Annotated in this window: 11 protein-coding genes; 7 read left to right on the plus strand and 4 right to left on the minus strand. The window is 71.3% G+C overall.

Annotated features, from left to right (window positions below; genetic code table 11):
* Positions 1 to 45 precede the first annotated feature (45 nt).
* The gene (locus WC555_RS05265) at positions 46 to 198 is read left to right on the plus strand and encodes a hypothetical protein (protein ID WP_373251809.1); all 153 of its coding nucleotides are present in this window, start codon (positions 46 to 48) and stop codon (positions 196 to 198) included.
* Here the strand turns inward: WC555_RS05265 and WC555_RS05270 are convergent, their stop codons facing one another.
* The 4 genes from WC555_RS05270 to WC555_RS05285 all read right to left on the minus strand — a co-directional run bounded on the left by WC555_RS05270 (position 199) and on the right by WC555_RS05285 (position 6,906).
* Positions 199 to 1,644, minus strand: a complete 1,446-nt coding sequence (locus tag WC555_RS05270; RefSeq protein ID WP_373251812.1) for an AMP nucleosidase — start codon at positions 1,642 to 1,644, stop codon at positions 199 to 201.
* A gap of 46 nt (positions 1,645 to 1,690) precedes the next feature.
* The gene (locus WC555_RS05275; protein WP_373251813.1) at positions 1,691 to 2,548 is read right to left on the minus strand and encodes an alpha/beta hydrolase; all 858 of its coding nucleotides are present in this window, start codon (positions 2,546 to 2,548) and stop codon (positions 1,691 to 1,693) included.
* Between the two features lie 73 nt (positions 2,549 to 2,621).
* Complete coding sequence (locus WC555_RS05280; protein ID WP_373251814.1) at positions 2,622 to 4,664, minus strand: AsmA family protein; 2,043 nt, start codon at positions 4,662 to 4,664, stop codon at positions 2,622 to 2,624.
* A gap of 130 nt (positions 4,665 to 4,794) precedes the next feature.
* Positions 4,795 to 6,906: a prolyl oligopeptidase family serine peptidase gene (locus WC555_RS05285; RefSeq protein ID WP_373251816.1), complete on the minus strand. Its 2,112-nt coding sequence runs from the start codon at positions 6,904 to 6,906 to the stop codon at positions 4,795 to 4,797.
* 113 nt (positions 6,907 to 7,019) lie between these two features.
* On the opposite strand from WC555_RS05285, the gene WC555_RS05290 reads away from it, so the two are divergent.
* From WC555_RS05290 to addA, 6 genes are read left to right on the plus strand one after another with little or no spacing between them, the layout of a single operon-like run.
* Positions 7,020 to 7,883 carry a GNAT family N-acetyltransferase gene (locus WC555_RS05290; protein ID WP_373251818.1) on the plus strand — a complete coding sequence of 288 codons (864 nt, stop codon included), beginning with the start codon at positions 7,020 to 7,022 and terminating at the stop codon, positions 7,881 to 7,883.
* Positions 7,876 to 8,352, plus strand: coding sequence for a tRNA (adenosine(37)-N6)-threonylcarbamoyltransferase complex ATPase subunit type 1 TsaE (gene tsaE, locus WC555_RS05295; protein WP_373251821.1), 477 nt, complete (start codon positions 7,876 to 7,878; stop codon positions 8,350 to 8,352). The genes WC555_RS05290 and tsaE overlap by 8 nt, the downstream gene beginning before the upstream one ends.
* Entirely contained in the window at positions 8,345 to 9,433 is a 1,089-nt protein-coding gene (gene amgK, locus WC555_RS05300; RefSeq protein WP_373251823.1) for an N-acetylmuramate/N-acetylglucosamine kinase AmgK, read from the plus strand. Before tsaE ends, amgK begins: the two co-directional genes overlap by 8 nt.
* On the plus strand, positions 9,430 to 10,149 hold the full coding sequence (gene murU, locus WC555_RS05305; RefSeq protein ID WP_373251825.1) for an N-acetylmuramate alpha-1-phosphate uridylyltransferase MurU: 720 nt from the start codon (positions 9,430 to 9,432) through the stop codon (positions 10,147 to 10,149). The genes amgK and murU overlap by 4 nt, the downstream gene beginning before the upstream one ends.
* A gap of 52 nt (positions 10,150 to 10,201) precedes the next feature.
* Positions 10,202 to 13,288, plus strand: coding sequence for a double-strand break repair protein AddB (addB, locus tag WC555_RS05310; protein WP_373251827.1), 3,087 nt, complete (start codon positions 10,202 to 10,204; stop codon positions 13,286 to 13,288).
* On the plus strand, positions 13,285 to 16,809 hold the full coding sequence (addA, locus tag WC555_RS05315; protein ID WP_373251829.1) for a double-strand break repair helicase AddA: 3,525 nt from the start codon (positions 13,285 to 13,287) through the stop codon (positions 16,807 to 16,809). The genes addB and addA overlap by 4 nt, the downstream gene beginning before the upstream one ends.
* Positions 16,810 to 16,843 lie beyond the last annotated feature (34 nt).

Genomic DNA, 16,843 nt, shown 5'->3' on the forward strand with positions numbered 1-16,843 from the left:
CTGCCCCGCCCGGGATTACGTCAGGGCATCGAAGGAGTGATCGCCATGAGCGACGACCCGAAAAAAGACCCTCATCCCGGCATGATGGGCGACGGCACCGAAGAGCAGAACCTCAACCAGCCCGGCGATCCGTCGAAACGGATCACGAAGGACGAGGTCGAGGACGCTTTTTCGGACAAGACAAAAAAGCCCGACTGACTATCTGAACGGCGGTTCGTCGAAGGCGCGCAGTTTGCGCGAATGCAGGCGATTGCCTTCCGCGCGCAGCAGGTCGATGGCGTGAATGCCGATCTGCAGGTGCTCGGAGATCGAGCCCTCGTAGAAGCGGTTGGCCTGCCCCGGCAGCTTGATCTCGCCGTGCAGCGGCTTGTCCGAGACGCACAGCAGCGTCCCGTAGGGCACGCGGAAGCGATACCCCTGGGCCGCGATCGTGGCTGATTCCATGTCGATGGCCACGGCCCGGCTCTGGTTGAAGCGCAGCGCCGACTTGGAATAGCGCAGCTCCCAGTTCCGGTCGTCGGTGGTCACCACCGTGCCGGTGCGCAGCCGCCGCTTGACCTCTTCGCCGGGCGCGCCGGAGACGATCTTGGCGGCGTCGTACAGCGCCCGCTGGACCTCGGCGATCGACGGGATGGGGATGTCCGGCGGCAGCACCGCGTCCAGCACATGGTCGTCGCGCAGATAGGCGTGGGCCAGCACATAGTCGCCGATGCTCTGGCTGGGACGCAGGCCGCCGCAGTGGCCGATCATCATCCAGGCGTGCGGCCGGGTCACGGCCAGGTGGTCGCAGATGGTCTTGGCGTTCGACGGTCCGACGCCGATGTTGACCAGGGTGATGCCGCGATGGCCCGGCGCCGTCAGGTGATAGGCGGGCATCTGGTGCTTCTTCCAGGCCGCGTCCATGACCGCCGTCTCGGGGCTGGGCGTGTCGCGCGTGATCTCGATCCCGCCGGCGCAGACCAGCTTCTCATAGGCGCTGTTGGGATCCTGAAGCTGGGCGCAGGCCCAGCGCACGAACTCGTCGACATAGCGGTTGTAGTTGGTGAACAGGATGTAGCTCTGGACGTCCTCCACCGGCGTGCCGGTGTAGTGCCGCAGACGGGCCAGCGAGAAATCGGTCCGCAGCCCGTCGAACTGGGCCAGCGGGAAATCCCTGGTCAGGTCGAACATCCCGTCCGAGATTTCGTCGCCGATGTGGGCCAGGTCCGTGGTCGGGAAATAGCGCGCGACCGAGGCCGTCTGGCTGCGGTCCAGGGCGACGTCCGAGCCGTCCATCACATAGGGGAAGGGGATTTCCTGCTCCGACGGGCGCACGTCGAAGGTCGCGCCGTAATCGGCCTCCAGCAGGGTCAGCTGTTCCAGCAGATAGGGGCGGTACAGGTCCGGCCGGGTGATGGTCGTCGCATAGGCCCCCGGCCGCGAGAGCCGGGCGTAGGCGCGCTGCTCCAGATTGGCGGGCCGTTCGCCATACCAGCTGACCCTGAGCTCGGGATAGGCGAACAGCCCGCTGGCCCGGGCCTCGGGATCGGCGCGTTCGCCGGTCCGCAGGAAGGTCCCCACCGCGGTGCGCAGGTTGGAGACGGATTGATTGTAGAGGGTTTCGAGGCGGTCCAGCGCCGCCTGTGGAGTCATCGTTTCTGTCATGGCCTCCTCTAGCGGAAGAAGATGACCTTGGCGAGACGGTGGAGCTTCAACCCAGTTCGCGGTGCAGGAAGGCGGTGACATCGTCCAGCACCGGGGCCTTGCGACGGAACAGGGGCGAGAAGGTCGCGATCAGGTCGGCGTGGTTCAGCCCCGGATAGAGCCTGGCCTCGCACTGGCCGCCGACGGCCTTCATCCGCTCGCACAGGATGGTGGTGTCCTCGGCGTGGACCACCACATCCTCCACCCCATGCCCCAGCCAGAGCGGCGGGGCGTCGGCGCGGGCGAAGGTCACCGGCTGCGTCAGGGTCGGGTCCGGAACCCGTCTGAAGGCGTTGATCGAGGCCGGGACATCGAAGGGCAGGAAGTCGTAGGGGCCCGCCAGACCCGCCGCCGCCCTGATCAGGCCCGGCGCGCCGGCTCCGGTCATGTATCGCCGGTCGAGGGCGATCATCATCGCAAGATGGGCCCCGGCGGAGTGGCCGATGACGCCCAGCCGCGCCGGGTCCGCACCAAGCCGGCCCGCGATCTCGCCGGCCTTGGCGGTCGCCGCCGCGGCGTCCTCGATGAAGGCCGGGAAATGAACCTGGGGAACCAGCCGGTAGTCGGGCGTCGCCACCACGAAGCCGCGCGCCGCGAGCGCCTGCGCGGCCCAGGCGTACAGGCGACCCTCGCCGCTGTCCCAGCCGCCGCCGTAGAAGAAGACCAGCATCGGCCACGGCCGGTCGCCCGCCTCCACCGGAGCATGGACGTCCATCGTCTGCCGGGGGTCGTCGCCATAGGCGACGCCGCGCGCCACACGCCGCACGCCCCGGTCGCGCGGCCCCAGATTGTTCAGCAGGCCCAGAGGCGAGCAGGCCGCGGCGATCAGGCCGAGAGCGGGGGCGAACAGGCCTCTGCGGGTCATGCGATCCCTGGGTTCGGACGGAGAAGGTCCAAGATACGCATGGAAGGCCGTTCCGGCTCAACCATGCGCGAACTTATCGCGCGCCCGAGATCAGGGCGCCGCAGTTGGCGTCCTCGGCCAGGCCCGGATCGACGAACGGCAACAGCGCCACCAGCGGGTTGATGAGCGCCCCGAGCACGGTCCCCAGACCCACCTGACCCACGATCGCGGCCTTGTCGACGCCGATCCGCGGCGCCGTCAGCGGGCCGGTGATGTTGATCGGCGACCACAGCCGGATCAGGCGCGGCGACTTGGTCTCGCCGTCGATGCGCAGGTTCATCGTCTCGGCGCCCAGATCGATCGTGCCGCTTCCCCTGGCCAGGACCGGCGTGGTGTCGATGATGAAGGTGCGGGCCGTCGCCGTCCCGCCGCTGACCGTGAAATCGGCCACGGCGCAGCGGATCTCCGACGTTCCGCTGTCGCCGGACAGCAGCTTGCCCAGACCGGCGCTGGCATTGATCCCCAGAAGCTCGGCGAAGGCGGCGCGCATCCGGCCCTGCGGCACGACCAGGCTCATCACGCCCTTCGAATTGGCGGCGAAGTCGTGGATCGAGGCGCCCGGCCCCTCCAGCTTCGCCCGGCCGATGGCGCTGCCCGTCACCGTCGGCGCTCCGTTCCTCGCCGGCACGATCGATTCCAGCGGATAGCCGCGAAGGCGGAAGTCAGCGGTCGAATACGGGACCTTGTGATTGGCGTTGATGCGCGCCGTGCCGTCCAGCTCGCCGCGGTTGAAGTCGAAGGAGACGGGGTCGAGATTCAGGATGCCGTCCTTCAGGTCGGCGCCGAGATTCACCCGCCGCACGTCCAGTTCGTTGCGCTTCACCTGGGCCGCGCGATAGGTCAGCGTTCCGTCCATGACCCGCAGCCGCTCGACGTTCAGCGGCGCGTCCGGCAGCAGCTTGCCCGGCGCGCCGGAGGTCGCCACCGTGTCGCCCGACGCGGTCACCCGCGGCTCGGCCCCCAGCACGGACGCCAGGTCGTCGATGTCCAGCAGGCGCGAAAACAGGCTGGCCTCGACCCGCAGGCGGTTGTCGACCCTGTCGATCTTCAGATCGCCCGAGAGGTCGGACGAACCGACCCGGCCGTTGAAGTCGTTGAACGTATAGACGGTCTCGTCCCGGGTCAGCTTGCCGCTCAAATGGTAGGGCGGGGTGTTGGGCGTGGTGATCCCGGTCAGCAGATAGAGATCGGCCAGGTCGCGGCCGCGCAGGCTGAGGGTGGCGTTGAACTGGCCCAGGTCGAACGGCCGGGTGATCGCGCCGTCGGCCGTCAGGGTCGTGCCCACGCCCGACAACTCGGCCTTGAAGCCATAGGGCCGGTTCCGCTTGATGTTGATGAACGGCCCGCCCCGCACCTCCAGCGTCAGCGGCGTGCCGTTGACGGTTCCGCGCCCCGCCAGATGGAAGCCGGCGTTCCCGTCCGACCCCTCCCGCGCGTTGATCGTGGCGTTCAGGCGGATGTCGCGCGCCTGCTCGTCCAGCGACACCTGACCGTCGCGGATGACCAGCCGGTTGATCGGGGGCAGCTTCATCGGCCCCGTGTCGGGCTTGTCCGGATCCAGCACCCAGCTCTTGCGACCGTCCGCGGTCGAGATCAGCACCACCTGCGGCCGGACGATCTCCACCAGCGGCATCTCCACCTGGCCCGACAGCAGCGGCAGGAAGCGCACGGACGCCAGGGCGTCCTCGACCGTCAGGGTGTCCTTCTCCTTCGCCCAGTCGGGGCCGCCGACGCGCACGTCGCGGATGTGGGCCGACGGGGTCCAGCTGAACAGCTTCACGTCCAGATCGCCCTGCAGCACGATCTCCCGGTCGTATTTGGCCGAGGCCCAGCGGCCGATCGGCCCGCGCAGCCAGTTCCAGTCGAACAGCGCCAGGAAGACCACGACCAGGACGATCAGCGCCAGGGTCACGCCGGCGGCGATCTGTTCGGTCCGGCCGGGGCGGCGGAAGCTGGTGAAGACGGCGTCGTTCGCCTTGACCCAATCGCGCCGGTCGCGCGCCCACGCCCCCGCCGGGACCAGGGCGCGGTCGCGCACGGCCAGCCAGTTCGGATGGTCTTTCAAGGGGTTGGGCAAGGACGGAACTCCATCGAACCCTTCACAACGCGCGAACCGCTCGAAAGGCTCAGACGAAGGTTGCGTTTGCTCGCGAGCGACAAAAAGGGCGCGCCCGATGCGGACGCGCCCTTCCCTCATCCCGGCCCGGTCAGGGCGCGGGCTTCAGATATTTGTCCAGCCAGCCGAACACCTCATTGTGCCATTGCAGGCTGTTGGCCGGCTTCAGCACCCAGTGGTTCTCGTTCGGGAAGACGATCAGCCGGCTTTCGACGCCCCGCCGCTGAAGGGCGGTGAAGGTCGACAGGCCCTGCGAGGTCGGGATGCGGAAGTCGAGGTCGCCCTGCACGACCAGCATCGGAGTCTTCCACTGGTCGACGTGATGGACCGGGTTGAAGGCCTCATAGCCGCGCGGATTGTCATAGTGGGCGCCGCCGTATTCCCACTCGGTGAACCACAGTTCCTCGGTGCCATAGGCCATGCCGCGGATATCGAAGACGCCGTCGTGGTTGACCAGGCATTTGAATTCGTCGGACCAGCGCCCGGCGATCCAGTTGATCATGTATCCGCCGTACGAGGCGCCGAGGGCGCAGGCGTTGTCGCCGTCGAGGAAGCCGTAGCGTTCCTGCGCCGCGGCCCAGCCCTTCTGCAGGTCTTCCAGCGGGCGGTCGCCCCAGTGCTGGCTGATCGAATCCGTGAAGGCCTGGCCGTAGCCGGTCGAGCCGTGGAAATCGATCATCACCACCGCATACCCCGCGCCGGCGTAGGTCTCGGGGTTCCAGCGGTACGACCAGCCGTTGCCGAACGATCCCTGCGGCCCGCCGTGGATCAGGAAGGCGACCGGGTATTTCCGACCTTCGACATAGTTCGCCGGCTTGATGACATAGCCATGCACGGTCTCGCCGTTCCAACCGGCGAAGTTGAACTGTTCCGGCTCGCCGAAGACCTGGCCGTCCAGTTGCGGGTTCACATTGGTGATCCGGCGCGGCATGTCGCGGCCGCGGAAGGTCTTGACGAACAACTCGCTCGGGCGGGTCAGGCTGTCCTGGGCGAAGACGAAGCCCGACGGCGTCTGGGCGAAGGCCGAGACATGTCCCGGTCCCGTGACGGGCGTCACCGCGCCGTTGCGCGTGTCGATGGCGAAGATGCGGGTCTGGCCCACGTCGCCGGCCGTGACATAGACGGTTTTTCCGTCGGCCGCCCATTGCAGGCTGTCCGCCGAGCGGTCCCAATCCGCCGCGATCTGACGCGTCCGGCCCGTCGCGACATCGCGCAGGATGATGGCGAACCTGTCCGCCTCGAAGCCCGGGCGGGCCATGGCGCGGTACGCCATCGTCCGGCCGTCCGGCGAGAACACCGGGCCGGTGTCCCAGGCGTCATTGTCGTCGGTCAGGTTCTCGAACGTCCCGTCGCCCGACAGGCCATTGGTGCGCCAGAGATCGAAATTGGTGCTCCACGGCTCGCTCTGGCCGGCCAGACGGGCCGAGAAGACGATCGACTGTCCGTCGGGAGCGAAGGTGAACTCGCTCTCGTCGCCGAACGGCTTGGAGGGCGTGTCGCCGTCGAAGCCCTTCGTCACATGGACCGGCTGGCCCGTGGCGCGGCCGTCGGCGCCGATCGACTGGACGAACAGATGGTTCTGGGTCCCGTCGTTCCAGGTGTCCCAGTGGCGCACGAACATCCGGTCATAGACCTGGCCCGTCGCGGGATCGTCGGCCACGGCCTTGGTCCGGTCCACGGTGCAGGCGATGTCGCCGCATTCCGGGAACACCGCCAGTGACACCGCCACCTTGTCCGCGGCGGGGCTCAGCCGGTAGGCGTTGACGTCCACAGCCAGGTCCGTGACCTGCACCGGCCGCGTCCCGTCAGCCTCGGCGCGCCAGACCTGGCTCGTGCCCGAGCGCCCCGAGAGGAAATAGAGCCGGCCGTCCGAGCCCCAGCGCGCGGTGTTGGCGCCGCCCTCGCTGATCGCCAGCCGGCGGCCCTCGCCGCCGTCTCGCAGGTCCATGATGTAGAGCGCCCCCGCCCGCCTGTTGGCGGCCACGTCGGTCGTCGTCACCGCATAGACGACCCAGCGGCCGTCCGGCGACACCTGCGGATCGCCCAGCCGGTTGGCGGAGATCATGTCGCGATAGTCGAAGGCGTCGGTCGCCTGGGCCGTCGCCGCGGAGGGGGCTTCGGGGGGCGCTTCGGCCACGGCCGGAACGGCGGCGAACAGGGCGAGGGCGGCGCTGGCGCCGGCGAGCAGTGAACGGTGACGCATGGGCGGTTTCCTCGGTGATTTTGTCGTCAATCCCGGGCGCTGGCGTAGCACCACGCAGCGGGAGGCGGAAGCTGCTTGCCGTGCGCCGCGCGAGCGGCGACAACCGGCGTCGAATGACCGAGACCGTCGCCATCACGCCGACCCGCCGGGAACCGCACGTCTGCGACGTGCTGATCGCCGAGCGCGCGCCGCGCCTGACCGGATCCCTCGCCTGGCCGCTGGCCCGGCCCTTTCTCTACAAGCTGCTCAACTACCGCGCCGCCGTGCGCATGGCCGACGCCGTCAGACCGCTCTCCGGAGCCGGGGCGCTGGACTATATGAGCGACCTGCTCGACCTGAAGGTCGCGGTCATGAACCCCGAGCGGATTCCGTCGACGGGCCGCTGCATCGTCGTCGCCAACCACCCGACCGGCATCGCCGACGGCATCGCCGTGTTCGACGCCATCCGCACCCGGCGTCCCGACGCCGTCTTCTTCGCCAACGCCGACGCCCTGCGCGTCTCGCCCCGGCTGGGCGAGGCCGTCATCCCCGTCGAATGGGTGGTCGAAAAGCGCACCCGCGAGAAGACCCGCGCCACCCTGCACGCCGCCAGGGAAGCCTTCGAGGCCGAGCGCTGCGTCGTCATGTTCCCCGCCGGCCGCCTGGCCCGGGTCGCCCGCGACGGCTCGGTCACCGATCCGGACTGGGCCCCGACCGCCGCCTCCCTGGCGCGCAGATACGGCGCCCCCATCGTGCCGTTCCACGTCGCGGGACCGACCTCGCGCCTGTTCCACTTCTTCGACCGGATTTCGCCCGAACTGCGGGACATCACCCTGTTCCACGAACTACTGAACAAGCGCCGCAAGACCTACCAGCTGAAGGTCGGCAAGCCGATCCCGCCGACCCGCCTCGACATCGATGCGGTCAAGGCCACCTACGGGCTCAAGGCCTTCACCGAACGGGTCCTGCCCAGCCAGCCGGACGCCGACTTTGCCTGACCCGGACGCGATCCGCCTGACCCTGGCCGACGCCGACGCCACCGCCCGCCTCGGGGCCGCCATCGCGCCGCGCCTCGGGCCCGGGGAGACGGTGCTGCTGTACGGCCCGCTGGGCATGGGCAAGTCGACCCTGGCGCGCGGCCTGATCCGCGCCCTGACCCGCCCCGACGAAGACGTGCCCTCGCCCACCTTCACCCTGGTGCAGTTCTATGAGAGCGATCCGCCGGTGGCCCACTTCGACCTCTATCGCCTGACCCGGCCGGAAGAGGCGTCCGAGATCGGTCTGGACGAGGCGCTGGACGACGGCTGCGCCATCATCGAATGGCCCGAACGGCTCGGCGACCACCCGGCCCGCTGGCTGGGGCCCGACATCCTGACCGTGACCTTGGCCGAAGCGGGAGAGGGCCGGGTTGCGGCCCTTTGCGGCGCAGGGTCATGGGAGACCAAACTGAAGGACCTTCATGTCTGACCGCGAACAGCAGCGTCTCGACTTCCTCAGAGCCGCCGGCCTCGCCGATGCGGCGCGCACACCCTTGCCCGGCGACGCCTCGACGCGCCGCTATGAACGACTGACCACGCCGTCGGGCGTCCATCTTATGCTGATGGATCAACTGGCCGCCGCCGAGAGTGCGCCCGCCGATCCGTCATGGTCGCCCGAACGTCGCAAGGCCGAGGGCTGGAACGCCGTCGCCCGTCTGTCCGCCGGCCGCATCGAGGCCTTCGCCGCCGTCGCCGGCCATCTGAGATCGCTCGGCCTGTCCGCCCCCGAGATCGTCGCCGTCGACGCCGCCGCCGGCCTCGCCGTGCTGGAGGATTTCGGCGACGACCTGTTCGCCCGGGTCATCGAGGCGGGAGAGCCGGAGGAACCGCTGTATCTCGCCGCCGTCGAGGCGCTGGCGACCCTCCACGACGCCCCCGCCCCCGCCATCCTGTCCGGGGCCGCCGGCGACTGGCCCCTGCTGGCCTATGACGAGACGGCCCTTCAGGGCGGGGCTGATCTGTTCGTGGAATGGATGCCGGGGCTGGACCCGGCCCTGTCGTTCGACGAGGCCGCCATCGACGAATGGCGCGCGGCCTGGGCCCCGGTCACGGCCCGCGGCGCGGCCGGGGCCACGGTCATGGCCCATCGCGACTATCACGCTGAAAACCTGATCCGCCTGCCGGGCCGAAGCGGCGCCGCCGGCGTCGGGCTGATCGACTTCCAGGACGCCGTGCGCGCCCATCCGGCGTGGGACCTGCACTCCCTGCTGCAGGACGCGCGCCGCGACGTGCCGGCGGCGCTGGAGGCCCGGGCCCTGGATCACTATTTCGCCCTGCGCCCGGCGACGGACCGCGAGGCCTTCCTGCGCGACTACGCCGGTCTCGCGGCCCTGAACGAGGCCCGTATCCTCGGCGTCTTCGCCCGGTTGATCGTGCGCGACGGCAAGCCTCGCTACCGGGCCTTCATGCCGCGCATGTGGGCCCATCTGAACGCCAATCTGAAGACGCCCGGGCTCGAACCCGTCGCCCGCTGGTTCGACGCCCATGTCCCGCAAGCGAGACGACAATGACCGCGCCGACGTCAGCCATGGTCCTCGCCGCCGGCCTCGGCACCCGCATGCGCCCCCTGACCGACGACCGCCCCAAGGCCCTGGTCGAGGTCGGCGGCCGCGCCCTGATCGACCATGTGCTGGACCGCCTGGCCGAGGCCGGGGTCGAGCGGGCGGTGGTCAATGTCCACTGGTTCGCCGACCGCCTCGAACGTCATCTGGCCGCGCGCGGCCGGGGCCCGGCCATCGTCATCTCCGACGAACGCGCCGAACTGCTGGAAACCGGGGGCGGATTGAAGAAGGCCGCGGCCCTGCTGGGGCCTGACCCGGTCTTCGTCGCCAACATCGACAGCGTCTGGACCGACCCGCGCGGCGATGCACTGAATCAACTCGCCCGCCTGTGGAATCCGTCAATCATGGACGCCGCGCTTCTTCTCGCGCGACGCGAAGGCTCGATCGGGTTCGAGGGCGATGGCGATGTCTTCCTCGCCGACGACGGCAGGCTGACCTTCCGGGGCGACGCTCCGTCCGCGCCCTTCGCCTATATGGGCGTCCACATCTGCCGCCCCGACTATGTCGCCGACGGCCCGGCCGGACCCTTTTCGTTGAGCGGCTTCTGGCGCCGCTCCGCCGCCGCCGGTCGCCTCTACGGCTGTGTGCTCGATGGCGACTGGATGCACGTCGGCGATCCGCAGGCTCGCGACGAGGCCGAGGCGAAGCTGGCGGGCGGCGGATGATCGCATCGCGCCTCAATCAGCGAGACGCCGCGCGTCGAGCGGTAGGCGCCACATGACCCGCCGCTTCGATCCCTTCGAACGGGCGGGCCCGCGCTGGTATGCGATCGAGGCGCGCCGGCCCTTTCTCGAGGATCTCGCCGCCGGGGTGCTGGACTGGCTCGGCGACCATCCGCCGGAGGCGTTGTCCGACGCCGTCATCCTGCTGCCCAACCGCCGCGCCGCGCGCGCCTTCACCGCCGCCCTGTCGAAACACGCCGGCGGACGCCCCCTGCTGCTGCCCCAGGTCCGGCCCCTCGGCGATCTGGAAGAGGATGAGCCGCCCTTCGCTCCGGGCGAACTCGGCCTCGATCTGCCGCCGGCCATCGCCCCCCTGACCCGTCGTTTCGAGATGGCGCGGATGATCGTCGAGGATTTCCGCCCCGGCCTGTCGCCCTTGCGCGCGCTGGAGATGGCCGACGCCCTCGGCGGCTTCCTCGATTCCTGCCAGCTGGAGGAGATCGAGGACCTGCACCGGGTCGCGACCCTGGTCGAGGGCGATCTGGCCGAGCACTGGCGCGAGTCCGCCCAATTCCTCGCCCTGGCCGTCGAGGCCTGGCCGAAGCGTCTGGAGGCCATGGGGCTGGTCGACCCGGCCTGGCGCCGCGCCCGCCTGCTGCGCCTGCTGGCCACAGCCTGGACCGAGCGGCCGCCGGGCCAGACCGTCATCGCCGCCGGCTCGACCGGCACCGCCCCCGCAGCCGCCGACGTCCTGGCCGCCGTCGCCGCCGCGCCGCGCGGCTGCGTCGTCCTGCCCGGCCTCGACCGCGAGCTCGACCCGGCCGTCTGGGCCACCCTCGGCGACAATGAACAACACCCGCAAAACGCCCTCTGGCGGCTGCTGGACGGCCGCGCCGAGCGCGACGCCGTGGGCCCGTGGTTCCAGCCCGTCGAAGACCCCGTCGCCGAAGCGCGCGGCCGCGCCCGTCAACGGCTGATCAACGAGGCCCTGCGTCCGGCCGACGCCACCGACGACTGGCGCGCCGTCATCGCCGCCCTGCGCGCCGACGCCTTCCGCGAACAGTCCGCCGACCCGATCGCCCAGGGGTTGGCGGGCCTGTCGGTGGTCACCGTCCGCGCCGAGGAGGACGCCGCCGCCGCCCTCGCCCTGATGATGCGCGAGACCCTGGAGACCCCGGGAAAGACCTGCGCCCTCGTCACCCCCGACCTCGCCCTCGGCCGCCGTGTCGCGGCCCGGCTGGAGCGCTGGGGCGTGGTCGCTGACGTCTCGTCGGGCCAGCCGCTGTCGCGCATGGGCGCCGGCCGCCTGATCGACCTCGCCGTCCGCTTCATTGCGACGCCGCTCGACCCCCACGCCCTGCTCGGCCTGCTCAAACATCCCCTGACCCGGCTCGACCTCGGCGGGACCGACGCCGCGGCCGCCCTGCGCGCCCTTGAACACCACGCCTTGCGCGGCCCCCGACATCGCGACTGGGCCCGCCTGCGCCGCGCCCTGCTCAAGGCCGGCGAACCCCGCGACGATGGCAAGGCCCCGTCAGAGGGAACCCGCGCCCGCCTGACCGCCGCCACGGCCCTGGTGGACCGGCTGGAAGCCCTGTCCGCCGCCGCCCTCGCCCCCTTCACGCCGGACGCGCCGCTGGACGCCGCCGCCCGCAGCCTGACCGAACTGATCGAGGCCCTCGCCGGTCAGGACGCCTGGGCCGGCCCCGACGGCGAGGCCGCCGCCACCCTGCTGTCCGGCCTGATCGAGGGCGGGGCGTCTCTGGGGGGCGTCTCGCGCGCCGAATTCGCCGACCTGATCCGCGCCCTGCTGGCCGAGGAGACCGTGCGCACCGGCGGCGCCACCCAGCCGCGCCTGCGCATCCTCGGCGCCATCGAGGCCCGGCTGGTGCGGGCCGACCGCATGATCCTAGCCGGGCTGGAGGAGGGCGTCTGGCCCAACGCCGCCCCGACCGATCCCTTCCTGTCGCGGCCCATGCGCCAGACCCTCGGCCTGCCGCCGCCCGAGCGCCGCCTCGGCCAGACCGCCCAGGACTTCGTCCAGGCCGCCTGCGCCGACGAGGCCATACTGGTTCATTCCGAGCGTCGGGGCGGCCAGCCCGCCGTCCGCTCGCGCTGGCTGTGGCGGCTGGAGATGCTGACCCGCGGCGCGGACGCCCCGGCTGCGCCCATCGTCCTCGAACGGACTTCCGCGTCGGTGGCCGCCGCCCGGGCGCTTGATGTCCCGCCGCCGGGACCGCCGCGCTACGCCCGCCGTCCGGCCCCGACCCCGCCCGTCCATCGCCGCCCGCGCCGGCTGCCCGTCACCGGGATAGAGCGCTGGGTCCGCGACCCGTACGCCGTCTACGCCCGGCGCATCCTCGGCCTGCAGAAGCTCGAGCGGCCCGGCGCCTCGGCCGAGGCCATGGCGCGCGGCAACGCCGTTCACCGCGCCATCGAGCGCGTCGTGGTCAGCTGGCCCGACGCCCTGCCCGAGGATTGCGCCGACCAGATCGAGGGCTTCCTGCGCGAGGAGCTGGACGCCGCCGGCTTCGAGGACCACGCCATGGCCCGCGAGACGCCCCTGGCCCGCAACTGCGCCGTCTGGCTGGCGGGCTGGGAACGCGAACGCCGGGCGCGCGGCGCCACCCTGCTGATCGAACAGACCGGCGAACTGACCTTCGGCGCGCCCTTCGGCCCCTTCACCCTGACGGCCAAGGCGGACCGCATCGAGCTGGACGCCTCGGGCGCAGCCGTCATCGACTTCAAGACCGGCTCAACGCCGAGCGCGAAACAGGTCGCCCAGGGCTTCGCGCCCCAGCTGACCCTGACCGCCGCCATCCTCGCCGCCGGCGGTTTCGCGGACGCCCCGCCGACGCCGGCGTCGGAGCTGCTGTACGTCAAGGTCACCGGCCGCAAGACGCCCGGCGAGGCGATCGACGTCGGCAAGGTCAGCCGCAACCAGCCCCTGACCGCCGCCGAACTGGCCGAGCGCGAACTGGCCCGGCTGGTCGACGGCGTCGCCGCCTTCGACGACGAGTCCCGGCCCTATGTCTCCTGGGCCGCGCCCCAGTTCATGGGCAATTTCGGCGGCAACTACGACCATCTGGCCCGGGTCTGGGAATGGCACGTCGTCGGCGGCGAGGACGAGGCCCCGGAATGACCCTCTCCCCCCTCGACCAGGCCCGCGCCCACCAGACCGCCGCCGCCGATCCCGGCCGCTCGGTCTTCGTCACCGCCAACGCCGGCTCGGGCAAGACCACCACCCTCGTCGACCGCGTGGCCCGCCTGCTGCTGCAGAAGGCGCCGCCCGGCGAGATCCTGTGCGTCACCTACACCAAGGCCGCCGCCGCCGAGATGCAGGCCCGTCTGTTCGACAAGCTGGGCCGCTGGGCCGTCATGGACGACGCCGACCTGTCCGGCGATCTGGCCCGGCTGGACGGCCGCGACCCCGCCGGCCTGAAGCCCGCGGACCTGAAGGAAGCCCGCCGCCTGTTCGCCCGCGCCCTGGAGACGCCCGGCGGGCTGAAGATCCAGACCATCCACGCCTTCTGCGAAAAACTGCTGCGCCGCTTCCCCATCGAGGCCGGCGTCTCGCCCGCCTTCAAGGTGCTGGAGAATGAGGCCGCCGTCGCCCTGTCGCATGCGGCCCGCGAGGACCTGGCCCGCGCCGCCCTCGCCGATCCCGACGGCCGTCTGGGCGGCGCCTACGCCCATTTCGCCGTCGACCTGGACTGGAAATCCTTCCACGACCTGCTGGCCATGATCGAGGCCGAGCGCGGCAAGCTGGTCGCCTATGTCGATCGCTGGACCTCGGGCGCCGCCCCCGGTCCGCACATCCTCGCCGGCGTCTCGGAGGACGAGACGCCGGCCGCGATCGAGAGCGACTTCCTCAACTGGCTCGATCCCGCCGCCTGGCGCGCCGCCGCCGACGGCTTCGCCACGGGCTCGGCCAACGACCAGAAGATCGCGGCCCAGATGCGCGAGGCCGTCCCGCCCCACTCCAGCCTCGCCGCCATGAAGGCCCTCTTCATCGACTCAAAGGGCGAGGCGCGGACCAAATTCGGCACCAGGAGCGCCCCGCCCGCCGCGGCCGCCTACCTCGACTCCGTCTCGCTCAAATACTGCGCCGTCCTCGACCGGATGCGGGCCGCGAAGGTCGCCGACGATACGGTCAAGGCCCTGACCCTCGCCCAGGCCCACGCCGCCCTCTACGAGACCGCCAAGGCCCGGCAGGGCGCGCTCGACTTCTCCGATCTCGTCGTCCGCACCGTGGACCTTCTGACCAAGCGGGCCACCGCCGCCTGGGTGCTGTTCAAGCTGGACGGCGGCATTGAACATGTCCTCGTCGACGAGGCCCAGGACACCGCTCCCGACCAGTGGGCCATCTTCAAGGCCCTGACCGAGGAGTTCTTCTCGGGCGAAGGCGCGCCGCGCCGGGGTGAGACCGTTCCCCGCATCCCCCGCACCGTCTTCGCCGTCGGCGACGAGAAGCAGTCGATCTACTCCTTCCAGGGGGCCCGCCCCGAGCGGCTGCGGCAGGAGGCCCAGGCCTATGAGGCCCTGGCCCGCGGCGCGGGACGCCCGTTCGAGGAGGTGCCGCTCGACACCTCCTTCCGCTCGACCGAGGAGGTGCTGGCCTTCGTCGACGCCGCCTTCGAGGGCCCCGAGCGGACCCGCGCCCTCGTCGGCGTGGCGGGCGACATCCCGACCCACCATCCGGCCCGCGTCGGCGAGCATGGCGCGGTCGACCTCTGGCCGCTGTTCCGCGATCCCGCGACCCCCGACCGCGAGGCCTGGAACGCCCCGGTCGACAAGGAGGACGCCCGCAGCGGCCGCAAACAGCTGGCCCAGGCCCTCGCCCGGGACATCCGCAAACAGGTCGAGGCCGGGACCGCCGTCCACGACCGCGGCGCGCCCGAGGGCCTGCGCCCGGCCCGCTGGGGCGACTTCCTCGTGCTGGTGCGCCGCCGCGACGCCCTGTTCGAGGAGATCATCCGCGCCCTCAAGGCCGAGGCCGTGCCCGTCGCCGGGGCCGACCGGCTGAAGCTCAGCAGCCATATCGTCTTCGACGACCTGATCGCCGTGGCCCGTTTCGCCCTCTATCCCGACGACGACCTCAGCCTCGCCGAGGTCCTGCGCAGCCCCTTCTGCGACGTCACCGATTTCGGCGATCCGCACAGCCTGTATCCGCTGGCCGACAAGGAAGCCCGCGAGGGCCGCTCCCTGTGGCGCGAGCTGCGCGACCGCGCGGAAGAGCGGCCGCAATGGCGCCGCGCCCGCGACTTCGTCCAGGCCGCCCTGGACGCCCGCGACCGCGACCCCTTCGCCTTCTTCTCCAGCCTGCTGAACCGGGTCGATGCTGCCGGCGTCACCGGCCGCGCCCGCATCCTGGCCCGGCTGGGCCGCGAGGCCGAGGAGGCCATCGACGAAACCCTGGCCCAGGTCCTGGCCGCAGAGGACCGCGGCGGCGTCGATCTGGAAACCTGCGTCGCCCGGCTGGAAGCCGCCGACGTCGAGGTCAAGCGCGAGATGGAAGGAGCCCGTAACGAGGTGCGGGTCATGACCGTGCACGGGGCCAAGGGACTGGAGGCGCCCATCGTCATCCTTCCCGACACCACCTCACGCGCCAAGCCACAGGGCCCGACCCTGATGCCGGCCGCCACCGACGACGGCGGCGAGGGCGAAGGCTGGCTGATGTGCCCCGGCTCCTCGAAGGAAGACTGCCCCGCCTCGAAGGCCGCGCGTGAGGCCCGGGTCGCCCGCACCGACGCCGAGACCCTGCGCCTGCTCTATGTCGCCCTGACCCGCGCCCGTGACCGGCTGGTGATCATGGGACGGGCGGTCCGCCGGCCGGAGGAGGGGTTCGAGGCGGGCAGCTGGTGGAGCGTCATCGCCGAAACCTTCCAGCGGCTGGGCGACGAGGATCCGCTGAACGTGCGCGACATCGGCGACGGCGTGCTGCGGTCCGGCGTCGATCCCCGGGCCCTCGCCGCGAGGATCGCCCCGTCTCCGGCGCCCGTCGCCGTTCCGGCATGGGCGCGCACGCCGCCGGCGCCCGACGCCGCCGCGCGGTTCGCCTCTCCGTCGAAGATGGACGAGCTGATCCGCATTCCCGCCCCTTCGCCCCTGGCGACGACGGCCGGACCGGGCGCGCCGCTGGGCCGCTTCCGCCGGGGCGACCTGATCCACCGGCTGCTCGAGCGCCTGCCGGAAATTCCGCCCGCCGACCGCGCCGACGCCGCGCGTCGCATCCTGTCCCGCGAGCGTGACCTCGACGAGGTTCAACGCGCGGAGATGATCGCCGCCGCCTTCGCCGTCCTCGACGACGCCCGCTTCTCGCCGGTGTTCGGTGCGGGATCGCGGCCAGAGGTCGCCCTGACCGGCTCTGTCGGCCCTGTCCCGGTCTCGGGACGCATGGACCGGCTCGTCGTCACCCCGGACCGGGTTCTGGTGGTCGACTACAAGACCAACCGCCCGGCCCCCGACCGGATCGAGGACGCCGACCCCGCCTATGTGCTGCAGATGGCGGTCTACGCATCGGTTCTGGCGCGGCTGTATCCCGACCGGACGGTCGAGGCGGCCCTGGTCTGGACCGACGGGCCGCGCCTCATGCCGGTTCCCGGCCCCCTGCTGGAGGCGGCGCTGGCCGGCGCTTTGGAATCGTCGCCCCGGCCGCGTTGATTTGCGGCGCGGAACATCCCACATCGTCCGTAAC

The sequence above is a fragment of the Brevundimonas sp. genome (assembly GCF_041648615.1).
In the GTDB taxonomy this organism is placed as follows: Bacteria; Pseudomonadota; Alphaproteobacteria; order Caulobacterales; family Caulobacteraceae; genus Brevundimonas.

Excerpts from the sequence above, each read along its gene's own strand:
- amgK (WP_373251823.1), top strand. The coding sequence starts at position 8,345 with ATGTCTGACCGCGAACAGCAGCGTCTCGACTTCCTCAGAGCCGCCGGC.
- WC555_RS05285 (WP_373251816.1), bottom strand. The coding sequence starts at position 6,906 with ATGCGTCACCGTTCACTGCTCGCCGGCGCCAGCGCCGCCCTCGCCCTG.
- addB (WP_373251827.1), top strand. The coding sequence starts at position 10,202 with ATGACCCGCCGCTTCGATCCCTTCGAACGGGCGGGCCCGCGCTGGTAT.
- WC555_RS05265 (WP_373251809.1), top strand. The coding sequence starts at position 46 with ATGAGCGACGACCCGAAAAAAGACCCTCATCCCGGCATGATGGGCGAC.
- murU (WP_373251825.1), top strand. The coding sequence starts at position 9,430 with ATGACCGCGCCGACGTCAGCCATGGTCCTCGCCGCCGGCCTCGGCACC.
- WC555_RS05275 (WP_373251813.1), bottom strand. The coding sequence starts at position 2,548 with ATGACCCGCAGAGGCCTGTTCGCCCCCGCTCTCGGCCTGATCGCCGCG.
- WC555_RS05290 (WP_373251818.1), top strand. The coding sequence starts at position 7,020 with ATGACCGAGACCGTCGCCATCACGCCGACCCGCCGGGAACCGCACGTC.
- addA (WP_373251829.1), top strand. The coding sequence starts at position 13,285 with ATGACCCTCTCCCCCCTCGACCAGGCCCGCGCCCACCAGACCGCCGCC.
- WC555_RS05270 (WP_373251812.1), bottom strand. The coding sequence starts at position 1,644 with ATGACAGAAACGATGACTCCACAGGCGGCGCTGGACCGCCTCGAAACC.